The sequence below is a fragment of the Hymenobacter sp. AT01-02 genome (assembly GCF_000961955.2).
Lineage (GTDB): Bacteria > Bacteroidota > Bacteroidia > Cytophagales > Hymenobacteraceae > Hymenobacter > Hymenobacter mucosus.
The window spans coordinates 101,642-118,821 of the sequence record NZ_JZIR02000003.1 but is presented as its reverse complement, the minus strand read 5'-3'; the positions used below and the strand labels follow the sequence as shown (position 1 = coordinate 118,821).

At 56.6% G+C, this 17,180-nt stretch carries 12 protein-coding genes and 1 pseudogene; 5 read left to right on the top strand and 8 right to left on the bottom strand.

The annotated features are described in order from the left end of the window. Positions 1 to 73 precede the first annotated feature (73 nt). The 5 genes from araA (at position 74) to VI25_RS01420 (ending at position 7,834) form a co-directional block, all read left to right on the top strand. Positions 74 to 1,564 carry an L-arabinose isomerase gene (gene araA, locus VI25_RS01440; protein WP_045687906.1) on the top strand — a complete coding sequence of 497 codons (1,491 nt, stop codon included), beginning with the start codon at positions 74 to 76 and terminating at the stop codon, positions 1,562 to 1,564. Between the two features lie 158 nt (positions 1,565 to 1,722). Next, positions 1,723 to 3,423: a sodium:solute symporter family transporter gene (locus VI25_RS01435; protein WP_045687905.1), complete on the top strand. Its 1,701-nt coding sequence runs from the start codon at positions 1,723 to 1,725 to the stop codon at positions 3,421 to 3,423. 178 nt (positions 3,424 to 3,601) lie between these two features. Beyond that, the gene (locus tag VI25_RS01430) at positions 3,602 to 5,374 is read left to right on the top strand and encodes a family 43 glycosylhydrolase (RefSeq protein WP_052695092.1); all 1,773 of its coding nucleotides are present in this window, start codon (positions 3,602 to 3,604) and stop codon (positions 5,372 to 5,374) included. Between the two features lie 66 nt (positions 5,375 to 5,440). Then, positions 5,441 to 7,291: an NPCBM/NEW2 domain-containing protein gene (locus tag VI25_RS23150; protein ID WP_082455350.1), complete on the top strand. Its 1,851-nt coding sequence runs from the start codon at positions 5,441 to 5,443 to the stop codon at positions 7,289 to 7,291. Positions 7,292 to 7,315: 24 nt separating this feature from the next. Further along, entirely contained in the window at positions 7,316 to 7,834 is a 519-nt protein-coding gene (locus tag VI25_RS01420) for a beta-L-arabinofuranosidase domain-containing protein (protein WP_082455349.1), read from the top strand. A gap of 164 nt (positions 7,835 to 7,998) precedes the next feature. Here VI25_RS01420 and VI25_RS26310 read toward each other — a convergent pair whose 3' ends face one another. From VI25_RS26310 to VI25_RS01390, 8 genes and pseudogenes are all read right to left on the bottom strand, one after another. After that, on the bottom strand, positions 7,999 to 8,286 hold the full coding sequence (locus VI25_RS26310) for a hypothetical protein (RefSeq protein WP_236704833.1): 288 nt from the start codon (positions 8,284 to 8,286) through the stop codon (positions 7,999 to 8,001). Between the two features lie 47 nt (positions 8,287 to 8,333). Continuing rightward, positions 8,334 to 9,092, bottom strand: coding sequence for an MFS transporter (locus VI25_RS01415; RefSeq protein WP_236704832.1), 759 nt, complete (start codon positions 9,090 to 9,092; stop codon positions 8,334 to 8,336). A gap of 128 nt (positions 9,093 to 9,220) precedes the next feature. Beyond that, entirely contained in the window at positions 9,221 to 10,351 is a 1,131-nt protein-coding gene (gene tal, locus VI25_RS01410) for a transaldolase (RefSeq protein ID WP_045687903.1), read from the bottom strand. 125 nt (positions 10,352 to 10,476) lie between these two features. Beyond that, positions 10,477 to 12,528 (bottom strand): transketolase, encoded by a 2,052-nt coding sequence (tkt, locus tag VI25_RS01405; RefSeq protein WP_045687902.1) that lies wholly within the window; start codon positions 12,526 to 12,528, stop codon positions 10,477 to 10,479. Positions 12,529 to 12,729: 201 nt separating this feature from the next. After that, positions 12,730 to 13,725 (bottom strand): arabinan endo-1,5-alpha-L-arabinosidase, encoded by a 996-nt coding sequence (locus tag VI25_RS01400; protein WP_045687901.1) that lies wholly within the window; start codon positions 13,723 to 13,725, stop codon positions 12,730 to 12,732. Positions 13,726 to 13,829: 104 nt separating this feature from the next. Further along, a complete protein-coding gene (locus VI25_RS26305; protein ID WP_236704838.1) occupies positions 13,830 to 14,105 on the bottom strand; it encodes a GH36 C-terminal domain-containing protein in 276 nt (91 codons plus the stop codon). A 111-nt stretch (positions 14,106 to 14,216) separates the two neighbouring features. Next, a pseudogene (locus VI25_RS25710) lies at positions 14,217 to 15,931 on the bottom strand (alpha-galactosidase); the annotation flags it as partial. A 232-nt stretch (positions 15,932 to 16,163) separates the two neighbouring features. Next, positions 16,164 to 17,171: a glycoside hydrolase family 43 protein gene (locus VI25_RS01390; RefSeq protein ID WP_082455348.1), complete on the bottom strand. Its 1,008-nt coding sequence runs from the start codon at positions 17,169 to 17,171 to the stop codon at positions 16,164 to 16,166. Positions 17,172 to 17,180 lie beyond the last annotated feature (9 nt).

Sequence of the window (17,180 nt, the reverse complement as noted above, 5' to 3'; positions counted from 1 at the left end):
GTGCGCTACTACGAGGCTCCGGCCAATTTAAACGATCAACCAAACCCACCCGCGGTTTTCTTCTTTCCTTCTCATGATTAACATTTCCCAATACGAAGCCTGGTTCATCACCGGCAGCCAACACCTATACGGCCCCGAAACTCTGGAGCAAGTAGCGCAACACTCCCAGCAGATTTCGGAAGCTCTCGGCCAAGCACTGCCAATCAAAATTGTGTACAAGCCGGTGCTCACGGGCCCCGACGCTATTACGAAGCTGGTGCAGGAAGCCAACACGACTCCCAACTGCGTGGGGCTGATTGCGTGGATGCACACCTTCTCGCCGGCCAAAATGTGGATCAACGGCCTGAAGATTCTGCAGAAGCCATTGGCTCACCTGCACACCCAGTTCAACCGCGACATTCCGTGGGGCGACATTGATATGGACTTCATGAACACCAACCAATCGGCGCACGGCGACCGGGAGTTTGGGTTCATCGGTGCCCGCTTAGGCATAAAGCGCAAAGTAGTGGTAGGGCATTGGGAAAGCCAAGACGTGCACGAGCGCCTCAGCATTTGGTCGCGCGCAGCTTGCGCCTGGGCCGACTGGCAGGGTGCCCGCATCATCCGCTTCGGCGACAACATGCGCTACGTAGCCGTAACCGAAGGCGACAAGGTAGAAGCCGAGCTGAAGTTTGGCTATTCAGTAAATACCTATGGCATCGGTGACTTGGTAGCCGTTATCAACCAGGTAAGCGACGAGCAGGTAAACGAGCTGCTAGCTACCTACGAACAGGAGTACGAACTGGCCGCCGATCTTAAGGATGGTGGCAGCCAGCGCGATTCCCTGCGCGAAGCCGCGAAAATTGAAGTAGGCATGCGCACGTTCCTGCAAGACAACAAGGCCATCGGCTTCACCGATACCTTCGAGGATTTGCACGGCATGGCTCAGCTGCCCGGCATTGCTACCCAGCGTCTGATGGCCGAAGGGTACGGCTTTGGGGGTGAGGGTGACTGGAAAACGTCGGCCCTGGTGCGGGCTATGAAGGTGATGGGTGCTGGCCTGGCCGGCGGCAACTCCTTCATGGAAGACTACACCTACCACTTCCAGCCCGGTAACGAGCAAGTGCTCGGCTCGCACATGCTGGAAATCTGCCCCACGATTGCCGAAGGCAAAGTGAAAGTAGAAGTACACCCCCTTGGCATCGGTGGTAAGGCTGATCCGGCTCGTTTGGTATTCAACTGCCCCGCTGGTCAGGCGCTCAATGCTACTATCGTAGACCTGGGCCACCGCTTCCGCATGATTGTAAACGAAGTGGAGGCAGTAGCTCCTGAGCAAGATTTGCCCAAACTGCCCGTAGCTCGCGTGCTGTGGAAAGTAAAGCCTAGCCTAAGCGTAGGCGCGGCCGCCTGGATTTATGCTGGTGGTGCTCACCACACTGGCTACAGCCAGAACCTGACGGCTGAGTATCTGGAGGATTTTGCAGAAATGGCTGGCATCGAGTACGTTATCATCGACGATGAAACCAAGCTGCGGACGTTCAAGAATGAGTTGCGCTACAACGACGTGGCGTTTAGCCGGCGCTAGAGCAGTAGGAGCAGAGTAATAAAGCGTCATGTTGCACCAATAGCAGCATGGCGCTTTACTACCCTCTGGGTGTTGACTCATTTAGATGTCAATAAAAAATGTTGTAAAATCAAGCCCTCAAATACTCTCATAACTTCCCACGTTCCCGGATTTACCTCATGCGTAACAATCTTACGACGCTTGACATCTTTGTCTTCTTGTTCTACCTAATCGGCGTTTCGGCCTATGGATATTACGTTTACAAGAGCAAGCAAAAGGCTGAGCAAAGCACCAAAGACTATTTTCTCGCTGAAGGCTCGCTCACCTGGTGGGCCATTGGCGCGTCCATGATTGCCTCGAACATCTCCGCCGAACAGTTCATCGGTATGTCGGGGTCCGGATTTACTGTGGGGGTAGCAGTAGCCGCCTACGAGTGGGTGGCCGCTATTGTACTCATCATTGTGGCGGTGTTCTTCATGCCGGTTTTCCTGAAGGAGAAGATCTTCACGATGCCTCAGTTCCTGGAACAGCGCTACAATTCCACGCTCAGCCTAATCATGAGTATTTTCTGGCTGTTCCTCTACGTACTGGTTAACCTAACTTCCATTCTGTACCTAGGTGCGCTGGCCATCAGTAATTTGATTGGTGGCGGTAGCTTCCACCTGATTATGGTGGCGCTGGCCGTATTTGCCCTGCTGATTTCACTGGGCGGTATGAAAGTAGTAGGCTATACCGACGTAATTCAGGTAGTAGTGCTGGTAATTGGTGGCTTGGTTACAACATACGTAGCCTTGTCGGTTGTAAGCACCAAGTTTGGCTTGGGTGGCGGTGCCATCTCGGGCTTCATGGCCCTCATGGACAACGCCGGCGACCACTTCAAGATGATTTTCCCGAAACCGGGGCCCACAACACCGCAGGAGGAAATAAATAAATACATCACCCTACCCGGCATTGCTATGTACTTCGCCGGCATGTGGATTGTGAACCTGAACTACTGGGGTTGCAACCAGTACATCACCCAGCGCGCCCTCGGTGCCGACTTGCAGACTGCCCGTACGGGTATCCTGTTTGCCGGTATGCTGAAGCTGATGATGCCCGTTATCGTAATGCTGCCCGGTATTGCAGCCTACGTGCTGTACAAGAACGGTGAGTTGCAGCAGGAAATGGCTTCAACGGGTGCTTTCAACTCCGACAACGCGTACTCGGCTGTGTTGACTTTCCTGCCCAACGGCTTGAAAGGCTTGTCGATGGCTGCTTTGACGGCTGCTATTGTGGCTTCTTTAGCTGGTAAAGTAAACTCGATTTCGACCATCTTCACGCTCGACATCTACAAGCGTTACATCAACCAAGACGCCACTGAGAAGAAGCAGGTATGGGTAGGTCGCCTGACCATCCTTATTTCGGTGATTCTGGGCGTAGCCCTGACGTGGGAAGATTTGCTGGGCATTGGTGGCGAGGGCGGCTTCCAGTTTATTCAGAAGTACACGGGCTTCATCTCGCCCGGTATCGTAGCCATCTTCGTGCTGGGTATGTTCTGGAAGCGTACCACGGCGGCTGCCGCCATTACGGGTATCCTAGCAGGTTTTGCTTTGTCGGTACTGTTTAATAACTACGCTCCTTCGCTGTTCGGCAACGAGACGATCCTGTACACGGCCTACCCCAATGGCCACGGCAGCTACGAGATTCCTTTCCTAATTTGCATGGGCTTGTCGTTTGCTTTCACCCTGCTTATTATGGTGGCCATGAGCTTGGCTGGGCCGGTAGTTAGCGCCCGCGCTATCAACCTCACGCCAGGTATGTTCAAGGTAAGCTCTCAGACCATGACGCTGATTGTTATCACGCTGCTGCTGATAACAGCTCTTTATGCCAAGTTCTGGTAACCAACCAGCCTAGCTGCAGCCAACCAGTACTGGCTGAGCTTCCATTACCATATTGTTGCGCAGATTATCCCATTTTCCGCGCGTAAGCACCAGGACGGGGACGTGAATACTAATTCGCGTCCCCGTTGTGCTTCCTATTGCCCTGCTCTAATGCCGTTCCAACCAAATTCCTACACCCATGACCCCTACTTCTACCTTGCCCCGCCCGGGCAAAAGCATCCTCCTGCGCCCTTGGGCCACCCCCTTTGCTAAAGTACTGCGCCTGCTGGCGCTGATGCTCGGGTTTGCTACTAGTCTGAGCTTTCCGGCCCGCGCCCTGCAAGGCAACGACAATTGCCACGACCCTTCCAGCATTGTGAAGGATGGTAACAAGTACTGGATTTTTACCACTGGTACCGGCATCTATGGTATGTACTCCACCGACTTGGTGAGGTGGGAATCTGGGTCGCGGCCCGTGTTTCAGGCTGGCGCCTATCCTAGCTGGATTCAAAGCAAAGTGCCCGGCTTCTCGGGCGACTTCTGGGCGCCGGAGTGCGTGTACCGCAACGGTAAGTTTTACCTCTACTACTCCGTATCTACGTTCGGGTCCAACACCTCCACTATTGGCTTAGCTACCAACGTAACACTGGACCCAGCCAACCCGAACTACCAGTGGGTGGACCAGGGCGAGGTAGTATCTACAACAAGCAGCAGTGCTGCTAATGCAATTGACCCCGCCGTTGTAACGGACGCTAGTGGTGGGCTATGGATGAGCTACGGCTCCTTTTTTAAAGGTATTGGCTTGATTAAGCTGGATGCTACCACTGGTAAGCGCTCCGGCACTAGCTTCTACTGGCTGGCGGGCAACGTGGCCGCCGATGGCGTAACGCGCAACAATAGCGGTAGCGAGGCGCCGTACATTGTGCGCAACGGCAGCTACTATTACCTCTTCATCAACAAAGGAGCTTGCTGCAAGGGCTCCAGCAGCACCTACTACATTCAGGTGGGCCGCTCTACCAGCATCACCGGCCCCTACCTTGATAAGAATGGAGTAGACCTGAACAAGAACGGCGGTACTACCCTCATTGCTACTAGCGGCAATTACGTAGGACCCGGACACGTGGGCCTGTTCATCGAGAACGGTGCCAACTACCTCACCCATCACTACTACGACAGCAGCCAGGATGGCCGCGCCCGCTTGAGCGTGGGTAACATGGGCTGGGATGGTGCCGCGTGGCCCTTCATCACCCGCGACTGGATTGCTAGTGGCCGCTACACCCTCACCAACCAGAATAGTGGTAAAGTGTGGGATGCTTGGGGCTGCACTGGCGCCCAAGGTCAGGCCATTGCTCAGGGTACACTGAGCCCCGGCCTCGCCTGCCAGCAGTGGAATTTGACTCCCGTGGGCAACGGGGAATACAAAATCACGGCCAACGTAGGTAGCGGTCTGGCGGCCGACGTCGTGAATAATAGCTCCGCAAACGGCGCCAAGCTGCAACTATACCCTTACAGCGGCGTTGCTGGTCAGCGCTTCAAGATTGAACGAACCAACTCAGGTGGGTACGTGCTCTCATCAGTGAATGGTAATAGGGTAGTAGAAGTGCCTGCCTGTTCTACTACGGCGGGGGTACAACTGGCCCTGTACGATTACTTGGCCAACAACTGCCAGCAGTGGGCTATTGCGCCTACTGCCAGTGCCCGGGTGCTAGCTACCCAGCCGGCCCAAACCGCTCAGTTTAGCGTGTACCCTAACCCCACGGAGCACGGCCGCTTTACGCTGACGCTAGGAGAGGAGTTAGCGGGGAGCAACGTAACGGTGACCCTCTCAGACTTGCAGGGGCGGCGGGTATATAGCCGTATTGCTACGGGTAGTACCTCGTTGCCTGTGGAGGTTGCCGTGCGCGCCGGCTTGTACGTGCTGCAAGTCAGCAGCGCCCGAGGTTCCTACACGCAGAAACTACAAGTACAGTAAAAAATTGCACCGCGGTGCCTCTAATGCACGGGGCACCGCGGCTGGCAGCCATTAACCTACAGCCCCATGAACAACCACACCTTGGCCCGGCTAGCAACCAGCCTCCTGCTAGGCAGTGCAGCCACCATCGGTCCGGCAGCATCACAGAAAGCCACCTCCCCTGACTTTCATCAGTGGGCCCTTACTCCACCCATGGGTTGGAATAGTTGGGACTGCTACGGCCCCACGGTAGTAGAAGCGGAGGTGAAAGCCAACGCCGACTACATGGCCAAAAACTTGAAAAGCAGTGGCTGGGACTATGTGGTAGTGGATATTCGCTGGTACGTAGGCAACGACACTGCCCACGGTTACAACGAGAAGAACCCTGATTTTGCCATTGATGCCTATGGGCGCTTTGTGCCCGCCGTAAACCGGTTTCCCTCAGCGGCAGGCGGTAAAGGATTTAAGCCCTTGGCTGATTACATGCACGCAAAGGGCCTGAAGTTTGGCATCCATATTATGCGCGGGGTGCCAGTAGTAGCTGTGCAGCGCAAGCTGCCTATTCTCGGTAGCAAAGCCACCGCCGCCGACATTTACTCCAAAGAAGGACAAGCGGGCTGGCTGCACGATATGTACACTGTAGTAGCCGGTCGGCCGGGCGCCCAAGAGTACTACAATTCCCTCTTTAAACTGTATGCGAGTTGGGGCGTTGATTTTGTGAAGGTGGACGATTTATCGTCGCCTTACCACAAGCCGGAAGTGGAGATGATTCGGAAGGCCATTGATTTGTCGGGCCGCAAAATAGTGCTCAGCACTTCGCCCGGCGAAACGCCTATTGCGGAAGCAAAGCACGTCGCGGCCCATGCCAATATGTGGCGTACCGTTGGCGACTTCTGGGACAGTTGGGAGCAGCTTAAAGAGCATTTCGACGTGTGCAACCGCTGGTCGGCCTACATCCAACCTGGCGCTTTTCCCGATGCCGACATGCTGCCGTTGGGCCGCCTAGGCATACGGGCGGAGCGCGGCGACGACCGTATGACCCGCTTCACCCGTGACGAGCAGTATACGCTTATGAGCCTGTGGAGTATCTTCCGCTCGCCGCTTATGTTTGGTGGCGACCTGCCCAGCAACGACGCCTTCACGTTGTCGTTGCTTACCAATAAAGACGTGCTGGCCATGCACCACAGCAGCACCAGCAACCGCCAGCTGTTTCGCAAAGACAACTTGATTGCCTGGACCGCCGACGACCCCAAAACGGGCGACAAATTCCTGGCACTCTTCAATGCCCAGGACCAAGAGTTGGCGCCAGTCAACGAGGCTGCTTGGTCTAGCTCGGTTATCACCCGCCAAACGCCCGGCCAAAGCCAGGCAGTGAACGTGGACATTACGGGCGCAACCAAGCTCTATCTTAACGTGCGCGAAGGTGGCGACGACATTGCTTGGGACCACGCCGATTGGCTAAATCCCGTGCTCAGCAACGGTAGTAAATCGGTGTTCCTGAGTTCGATGCCTTGGAAGACGGCAACTGCCGGCTGGGGTACTGTAACGGCCAACCGTAGCGTATCGGGTGCTGATCTAATAGTTGCAGGCAAGAAATACGACCAAGGCATTGGTACGCACTCGAACTCCATGATTGAGTACGATCTGCCCGCTGGCTTTACCCGGTTCCAGGCCACCGCTGGCCTCGACAATGCCGGTGCCGCCCAAAATACGGGGGGAACCATGCAATTTTTGGTTTTCACCAAGAACCCGTTCCGCCCTCTACCTGCCGACTCCGTGAAGGTCCCCGTAACCCTGGCTCAACTCGGGCTGACGGGCTCCTGCACCGTCCGCGACATGTGGACTGGCAAAACGACTAGTGGCGTGGCAGGTGAGTTTGCCCCCTATGTGCGCCGCCACGGTGCGCGCCTGTTTAGAATCTCCAAAGGCAAGAAATAATGATGCTGAGCCAGTCCTCTATTTCTGAGAACTGAAACGGGCACTGGCCATTCTATCCAGGTAACGCCGGACTTTTCTTACTGGCAAGACGACAAGCCCGTAGCAGACCAGCGCGAGGCCGTGGGCCATGCCGTGCGTGCGGAGTACCTCTACTCGGCTATGGCCGACGTGGCCGCTCTTACGGGCGACCAGCAGCTGCTGGCGTCGGTAGACAGCATCTGGCACAACATGGTCTCGAAGAAGCTCTACGTAACGGGAGGGACGGGCGCCGTGCCGGGGGGCGAGCGGTTCGGGGGCAACTACGAACTGCCCAACACCACGGCCTACAACGAAACCTGCGCCTCGGTGGCTAACGTGTACTGGAACCAGCGCATGTTTCAGCTCCACGGCGACTCGAAGTACGTGGACATGCTGGAGAAGGTGCTCTACAATGGGTTGATTTCCGGGGTAGGACTGGATGGCAAATCCTTCTTCTACTCCAACGCCATGCAAATCAAGAACAGCGTGAGCTTCGCGCAGAGCGAGCCTCAGCGTGCGGGGTAAACCCTGCTGCCAGCACCGACCGCTCTGATGTGCAGTGCTAGCGCAAACCAAAGCGACTCGTAGATATCAGTTAGTAGATGCTGGTACTTACTCCACTTATGTAGCCTGTTGAGCGGGTGTGGGGGTAGGAGCCGGGCGGGCGGCAAGAATGCCAATGGCGGCGCCTAAGCAGCAACCAATGCAAAGGAAACGCGCAGGCTAGAAACCTCCGCCACCAGCCCAATCAGTGGCGGCCCCAGTAGAAATCCAAGGTAGCCAATGGTAGAAACCATAGCCAGCGCCACCCCCGGCGACACCGTAGTGGCCCGCCCCGCGGCGCTGTAGGCCAGAGGCGTTACTGAGGCAATACCGAACCCGACCAGCAGAAATCCTACTACCGATGGAATAAATGCAGGCCAAAGCACCGCCAGCAGTAAGCCCGCGGTGATTAGGGCACTGCTGATTTGCAGCATGCGGTTCGTCCCGTAGCGGTGAGTGAAGAAGTCGGAGATAAAGCGGCCTAGGGCATGGTGCTCATGCAGGCCACGTAGCCGGCCGTTACCAGAGTAGCATCGGGCCGCACTACCTTCTGAAAATATACTCCGCTCCAATCGAACATGCAGCCCTCGCAGAGCATTCCGCAGAAGGCAATAAGGCCGATGCGCAGCAAGTAGGGCTCGGGGCGGCGCAAGCCTGGGCCACCAGCTTCGGCGCCTGTATCCTGGGGCAACGTGCGCTGGTGCGCTAGTATAGTAAGCACCAGCCCAATGCCCATCACGAGTAGGAAGTGCCAAAGCGGGGTTTGCTGCCAACGAATCAGCAAGGTGCCTAACGCGCCACCTAGGAAGCCAGCCAAGCTCCACAGCCCGTGGAAGCTTCCCATAATGGGCTTGCCGTAGGCCGCCTGCACTCCAATAGCCTGAGTATTGACGGAAATATTGAGCAGGTTACCCGCAAAACCAAACAATACTAGGCTACCCGCCAAGCTCCAGAAGCCAGATGCCCAACCTAGTAGGGGTAGGAATCCTGCGTACATGCAGGTAGCAGCCAGCACTACCACCCGGCTGCCGTAGGTATGCACCATCCAGCCGGCTACTGGCAAAGCCAGCATGGAGCCTACGGGAAGGGCCAGCAATAATTGTCCTAGCTCTCCTTCACTCAGCCCCAGCTTGAGGCCGATATCAGGAATGCGAGAAGCCCAGGAAGCAAAGCATAACCCCGCCACAAAAAACAAGGCGCTAACAGCCACGCGGCGATGGGTAGGCGTAAATTCAGCCATACAGGAAGTTGGTAAAACAAAGCGGGGAGCTACCTAGGTAGCTCCCCGCTGATGGTATTTATCCTGAGCAAGTGAGAACCCCAAAGGCTCACTTACCAAAGAAGGATATGGCTTATGCAGCAGACAACTTATGCCGTGGCACCGGCCAGTGCTTCCTGGCGCTTCTGCTCAAGCACGTTCATCAGCTTACCGAAGGGCTCGGTGAACTTCTGGGCGCCTTCCTGCTCCAATTGGTTGGTCAGGGCCTCCAAATCAATGCCCAACTCAGGCAGACGGTCCAGCACGGCTATTTCCTGCTTATCGGCCAAGCGGTTGGCGGGCTTGCCTTTCGCGCGGTAGAAGTCCAGGGTTTCTACTGGAATGGTGTTTACCGTATTTGGGCCGATAAGGGCTTCTACGTACTTCAGGTCGTCGTACTTGGGGTTTTTGTTGCCGGTGCTGGCCCACAGCAGGCGCTGTGGCTGAGCACCCTGTGCCTTCAGGGCTTCCCAACGTGGGCCCGCAAAGATTTCTTCAAATACCTCGTAGGCACGCTTGGCGCTAGCAATGGCTACCTCACCTACCAACGACTGCGCCAACTCGCCCTTCTCGCCGCCTTCGGCTGCTAGTTGCTCAAGCTTGGGGTCAATCAGTACGTCGATACGAGAGAGGAAGAAGCTTGCTACCGAATCCAGACGCTTCACCGAACCACCAGCTTTTACGCGGTCTTCCAGACCAGCAATGTAGGCTTCGGCTACGGCGCGGTACCGATCTACGCTGAAAATCAGGGTTACGTTTACGTTCACGCCAGCCGCAATCAACTGACGAATGGCGGGTAGGCCAGCTAGGGTAGCGGGCACCTTAATCATCACGTTGGGGCGATCCACCTGCTTCCAGAAGTGCAAACCTTCGGCTACGGTTCCTTCCGTGTCGTGCACCAACTCGGGCGATACTTCCAGGCTCACGTAGCCATCACCACCATTTTCGGGGTGGTCATAAAGGGGACGGAGCAGGTCGCACGCCTGCTGCACGTCAGCAACGGCTAGTTTGGCGTAGATCTCATCGGCCGAAAGACCCTCCTGGGCAAATTTGCGAATGTCGTCGGCGTAGTCATCGGAGCCAGCAATGGCTTTCTCGAAGATGGCTGGGTTCGACGTTACACCGCGCAGACCGTCTTCTGTAATCAGGCGCTGCAGTTCACCGTTGTGCAGGATGTTGCGGCGAATATAGTCTAGCCAAATGCTTTGGCCGAAGTCGTGAATGGCAACTAATGGGTTCATATCGAGTGGGGCTTTATCGGTTCAAAGAATACTTTCGGGAGAAAGTGGAAGCTGCTACCTAGCACACCTTGGCTACCTTTTTCCTAGAAGAAAGGTAGCAAGGTGTGCTAGGTAGTAAACAACGATTACGACAGAACTTCTTTCTGCTCGATTTCGGAGGGCTGACCTTGAAGTACCTGCTGGGCCTGCTTCACTACGTTCTCAACAGAGAAGCCGAAGTACTCCAATACTGCCTCGCCAGGGCCCGATTCGCCGAAGCGGTTCATGGCAATGACGGTGCCTTCGTCGGTTACATACTTATGCCAGCCCATAGGCGAGCCAGCCTCAATACCTACGCGCTTGCGCACCGTGGGGGGCAGCACCTGCTGCTGATAGGCTTTGTCCTGCTTCTCAAACAACTCCCAAGACGGCATGCTTACTACGCGGGTGGGCACACCTTGTTGCTCCAAAGCTTCCTGCGCCTGCAGGGCCAATGAAACTTCCGAGCCCGTAGCCAGCAGTAGCAGCTGGGGCTGGCCGTCTTTGGCCTCGCGCAGGATGTAGGCCCCTTTGGCCACGCCCTCGCGGGCCGAGCCAAACTGGCCTTGGTCCAATACGGGCAGCTTCTGGCGCGACAAAATCAGCACCACCGGCGACTTGGGTGTGGTCATGGCAATACGCCATGATTCTACGGTTTCATTGGCGTCGGCTGGGCGTAGCACCACAATATTGGGGATGGTACGCAGGGCCGCTACTTGCTCTACTGGCTGGTGAGTAGGGCCATCTTCGCCCAGGCCAATGCTGTCGTGGGTGAACACGAAAGTAGCGGCCGACTCGGCCAGGGCCGTGAGGCGGATGGCACCGCGCATGTAGTCGGAGAAGGTGAGGAAGGTGCCGCCGTACGTGCGTACCCCGCCGTGGTGGGCCATACCGTTCATGGCCGCACCCATGGCGTGCTCGCGCACCCCAAACCAGATGTTAGACTTCTCGTAGGAGCCGGGCTGGAAGCTGATGTCGCCGCTGGTGGGCATCTCGTTGGAGCTAGCCAAGTCGGCCGAGCCACCAAACAAGAAAGGCACCGACTGCTTCAGGGCATTCAGGGCTTTGCCGGATGCCTGGCGGGTAGCCAGGGCGCCGTCGGCGGCGGTGAAAACGGGCAGCGAGGCGTCCCAACCTGCGGGGAGCTCACCCGCAAACGAAGCCTGGAACAGTTCCCACTCTGTGCCAAACTCCTGCTGGTACGCCTCTGTTTGCTGCTGCCATTCGGCCTGAAGGGCGGCGCCGCGCTGGCCAGCTTCGGCCAGGTGGGTGCGTACCTCTTCGGGCACTACAAACGTAGCCTCGGGGTCGAAGCCAAAAAACTCTTTTGCTTTCTTCAGATTATCAGCGCCTAGGGGCGAGCCGTGCACTTTGCTGGTGCCTTCCTGGGGGCTGCCGTACCCGATGATAGTTTTCACCGAAATGATGGACGGACGCTCCGTCTCCTGTTGCGCCGCCTTAATAGCCGCCTCAATACCATCGAGGTCGTTGCCATCGGTTACGCGCTGGGTGTGCCAGCCGTAGGCCTCAAAACGAGCCAGGGCATCCTCCGTGTATGAGAGATTGGTGGGGCCGTCGAGGCAGATGTCGTTATCGTCGTAGAGGTAGATCAGCTTGCCCAGCTTCAAGTGGCCGGCCAGCGAAGCAGCCTCGGCCGCAATGCCTTCCATCAGGTCGCCGTCGCTCACGATGGCGTAGGTGTAGTGGTCTTGCAGCGTGTGGCCTTCCTTGTTATACACGGCGGCCAAGTGCGCCTCGGCCATGGCCATGCCTACGCCGTTGGCGAAACCCTGGCCCAGCGGCCCCGTCGTTACCTCTACGCCTGGCGTCAGGTTCGACTCGGGGTGGCCTGGCGTCTTAGAGTGCATCTGGCGGAAGGCCTTCAAATCATCCAGGCTTAGGTCGTAGCCATAAAGGTGCAGCAGGCTATACAGCAAGGCCGAACCGTGGCCCGCCGACAGTACGAACCGGTCGCGGTTCGGCCACTTCGGGTCCTGGGGGTTGAAGCGCAGGAAGCGCGAGAAGAGCACGTAGGCCATGGGCGCCGCGCCCATGGGTAAACCTGGGTGGCCAGAGTTGGCGGCCTGCACCATGTCTACCGACAGCAGACGAATGGTATTAACGCTTAGGTCAGCGAGGGAGGAAGTCGGCTTGGTCACGAAAGGACAAGTAAGAGTGGGAAATGATGCTAAGCTAAGAGACGAAGGCACTGCTTCGGCCGCATCAAAAGGAGTTGTGCGCGAGAAAAAGGACCGTAATCGGTGCCGATAGTCGAACCTGGGAAGTTGACAGCGGAAAAGTAGAACTTATTACTGCAATACACAATCGTTTGTGTAAATATTCTGCTTCCCGCCAACCAGCTAAGGCTGTACTACAGGCCAGCCAGTAGCGTCCCAGTTTAGCTTTTCAATGCGTAGTTTGGGGTGGCCTTTGTCGCTGGCATCATACCCGTGGAAAACAAGATAATCGGCCTTGTCAAAGGTGTACACGGAGTTATGACCTAGGCCAAACCAGTTTTTGTCGCCGGCTAGCACCTGCGTGCCACCTCCTTGCTCAAGAGCTACACCTGCTTTGTCTACGTAGGGACCCATCACGTTTTTAGCGCGGCCTACCATAATCTTATACGTGCTTTGGGGGCCGCGGCAGCAGTAGTCAAACGACGTGAATAGGTAGTAGTAGCCGTTTTTACGAAACACAAACGGAGCTTCAATAGCGCCGTCGCCGGGCATAGAATCGTTGAGCTGGGGGCTGCGGGGGCGCTTGGCAATGGTGCGCCACTGTTCAGGCTGAGCGGGGGCCGTAAGGTCGGGGCGTAACTGAACCAGCTTAATGCCCTCCCAAAACGAGCCAAACGTCAGCCAGGGAGTGCCCGCGTCGTCGCGGACGAGGTTGGGGTCAATAGCATTCCACATGTCGCGCCCTGGCACTGATTGGAGCACCCGGCCGTGGTCTTCCCACTTGAAGTCTTTAGAGGTAGGATCGAGGGTCTTATTCGTGGCTAGGCCAATGCAGGAGGTGTTTTTGCCAAAGGCGGAAACAGAATAAAACAGGTAGTATACCCCGTTGTGAAAGGAAATATCGGGCGCCCAGATATGGTTCTTGAAGCCTGGTACGGCCTGCACGGCCCAGGCGGGAGCAGTAGCAAAAATGGGCTTCTCAGGTTTCCAATTCTGCCGGTCCTTTGATGACCACACGGAGATGCCAGGGCCAGTGCAGAACATATAGTACGTGCCGTTCTGTTGCGCCATCACGGGGTCGTGAGCCGGAATAAGGGGTACTTTGGATTGCGCTTGGGCGCCTAAGCTGCCTAGGGCGAGGGCAAGCGCCACGCAGTGCTTTCGAAGAGAAGGATACATAAACGATTGTGTTGAATGTAGTAGGGAAGGTAGAGCCCACAACGCAGCCAAAATGGGGGGTAAGCAACTGGCGCAACTCAGCCTAGTTACCCTTCATCTGGTGATTACTCCGCTGTTAGTTCCAGCACGTGGCTAGTAAGGGCCGGGGCATTAGTAGGCGAAACCATAATGCCAATGCGCATCAGGTAGTCGCCGGAGTAGATTTGGTTGTGCGCGGGCAGTTGCGATGTGGCACCGGGCATTAGGTTGATTTCCGTGACGCGGTAGCGTTTAGTGGTGTCGAGGCCCTGTAGGCGCACGGGAAGCACGTTTTCGTTGGTGCGGGTGTGCAGGTTATAGCCAAACACAACGGCCTTGCGCTGCTGGTCGCCCACGTACATCACCGAGGGCTGGTTGCTCTCGTAGGGGGAGCGGAGGCGGTATTGCTCGCCCTGCCAAATGACGGAGCTCAGGCGCTTGTAGTCCTTCACGGCCTGCTGGCTAAACTGTAAGTCTTCGGGCGTCATTTTCTCTACCTCAATATCGTAGCCCAACTTGCCCATCATGGCCACATCCGTACGGAACTTGATGGAGTGCTGGCGATTCCAGTTGGTAACGTGGCTGCACAGCGTATTGGAAGGAAAGAAGTTGGAGAAGCCCCACTGAATAAACACGCGCTCAACGGCGTCGGTGTTGTCAGAAGGCCAAAACTCGGTGAAGTACTTCAGGCCGCCGTAGTCGGAGCGGGCACCGCCGCCGGAGCACAGCATCATGGGCACGTGGGGGTACTTCTGGCGTACCCGGGCCAGCACCTTATACAGGCCCCGCACGTAGTCAATATACAAGTGCGACTGATTCTTGCCCAGGTACTTGGAGTAGCCGTTGGTGATCATGCGGTTGCAGTCCCACTTGATGTAAGCCACGTTCTGCTTAAACTGCTCGTCTACCACGCCAAAGACAAAGTCCTGCACTTTGGGTTTGGTCAGGTCGAGCACCAGCTGGTTGCGGTAGTAGTCCTCAGGGCGGTTCGGGAGCTTAAGTACCAGTCGGGGTGTTTCTCATACAGCTCACTTTTAGGGCTTACCATCTCGGGCTCAACCCAAATCCCGAACTTCACTCCATTCTTACTAGCCGTTTGCACCAAGTGACCTACGCCGTTAGGTAGCTTGGTTTTGGCCGGTTCCCAGTCGCCGAGGCTGGTGGCGTCGTTGTTGCGCGGATACTTGTTGCCGAACCAGCCGTCATCCAGCAAGAACACGTCCACACCCAGCTTGCCCGCATCAGCAATCAGCCCATCCAGCTTCGGTTCGTTGAAGTCGAAAAACGTGGCCTCCCAGTTGTTGAGCAGGGTTAGGCGGGGTTCGGTGCCATCGAGCACGCCAAAGCGGCGGGCCCAGTTGTGCAAGTTGCGCGAGGCTTGTCCTTTGCCCTGGGTGCTGTAAGTAAAGATGAACTCGGGGGTAGTAAAAATTTGGTTGGCGGGTAGCGTGTACTCAGAAGCGTAGGGGTTGATGCCCGCCGATACGCGCAGGGCGTTGAGGTTATCCAGCTCAAATGCCAGCCGGAAATTGCCCGTCCAGGCCAGCGTGCCGGCCAGCACTTCACCGCTCGTTTCGGTAGCAGCTTGGTCAAAAGCGAGTTGGAATGCTGGCGTTTGGTACCAGTGGGGGCGGGTACCCAGCTTGGTATCAATCACCTTCACACCACTAGTAAGCGGCGCTTCCTGCATGCCTGCTTCCTTCGCCCAGTCGCCGTGAAACTGGGTTAGCCAGTACTGGTGGGCGTTGAAGTGCAGCATCGCCGACGCGTAGTTAGTCAGCACTACCGGCTTCTTCTCCCGGTGCCGGATTTCCGTCCAAGCTTTAATAACATCCTCGCGGTAGTAGGCAGCAAAGTGCAGCAGCACCTCCACTGGATACTGCGGGTCGCGCAGGCGGATAACGGTTTCCGTGAGGTCGTCGCCGGTTTTGCTGGTTTGTTTGTCGGCGAAGACTAAGCTCAGCCCCGGATTACCATCGGAGTGAACCAGCCGAATGGCTGGCTCAAACAAGTTGTCGGTGCCCGCGGGTACGTAGGCCTCGTGTAGCTTGGGCAGCGGGCCGTAGTCGGCGGGGTTGCTGAGTTTGGCGCCCAGGTAGGTTTGGTACAGCTTCTGATTGTCGCCAACGGCTAGCACAAGGCTTACGTGCTGAGTTTCGACGACGATGGGCGGGGTAGCAGGAGCCATGGCAGATGCCACGCCACTAAGCAGTAGCAGGCAGTAGCTTAGTACGGATTTCAGCATGGGCAGGGTGGGAATGGAAGAGCGGCGGACAGGAGCAGAAGATTGGCTAAAAAGCCAAAACGTCATGCTGCACTCGCTGAAGCTCTCTGCCCGGTAGCTTCATCGCTACAACGAAGCGGGCGAGATGCTTCGGCAAGCGCAGCATGACGTTCATAGTAAGACAGTAGCAGGAAGGTTACTTGGCGGCTTTAATGCCTTCCGTAGTCATGGCCACGCGCTTCATTGTGCCATCCTTGTTGTAATACAAGTAGTCGATGCAGACGGAGCGGCGGAAGCTTCCCCCATCGGTGGGGATGCTGCCGTTGTGGTAGATAAAATAGCTCTGCCCCTTGAAGTCAATGATAGACTGGTGGTTGGTGTTGGAGTTGCCCGCTACCTCGTTCAGAATACCTTTAAATTCCCAGGGCCCTTCGATGCTGCGGCTCATGGCGTAGGCAATCTTCTCCGGGAACTGGTAGGCGTAGCTGAGGTAGTACCAGCCGTTGTGTTTGTGCACCCAGGGAGCCTCCGTAAACTTAGGCAGGGTAGTTACCTTGTTGATGGGGCCATCGAGCTCCGTCATGTTTGGCTTCAGCTTCGCCCAGTAGCAGTTGGTGTTGCCCCAGTACAGGTAAGCTTGGCCCTTGTCGTCTATAAAAACGGTGGGGTCGATGTCGTCCCAGCTGATGGGACTATCGGTCATGTTATTGGTGATGATGGCCGAACCCCGGGCATCCTTGAACGGACCCGTTGGGCTGTCGGACACTGCTACCCCAATAGACTTGCCCGGAATGGTGCCATGCTCCACGGCCACGTACCAGTAGAACTTGCCGTTGCGCTCAATCACCTGCGAAGCCCAGGCATCGGCCTTAGCCCAAGCAAAGGCTTTCACATTCAGCGGCGAGGGATGCTCCTTCCAGTTTACCATGTCCTGGGAGGAGTAGCAAAGCCACTCATTCATTACGTAGCGCTCCTGGCGCGCAGGGGCTTCGTCGTGGCCGGCATAGAGGTACACCGTACCCTTATGCACGAAGGCGGCGGGGTCGGCGGTGTACTTGTCTTTGATGATGGGGTTACCAGCCACGGGTTCCGGGGCTGCCTGCCCTAGCGCCGCCGTGGGCGCCAGGGCAGGAGCCGCAGCCAGTAGCAGCATACCAGCGAGTAAGGAGCGGGTAGCGGGCAAAAAAGAGAGTTGCTTAGTCATGACGGCTAC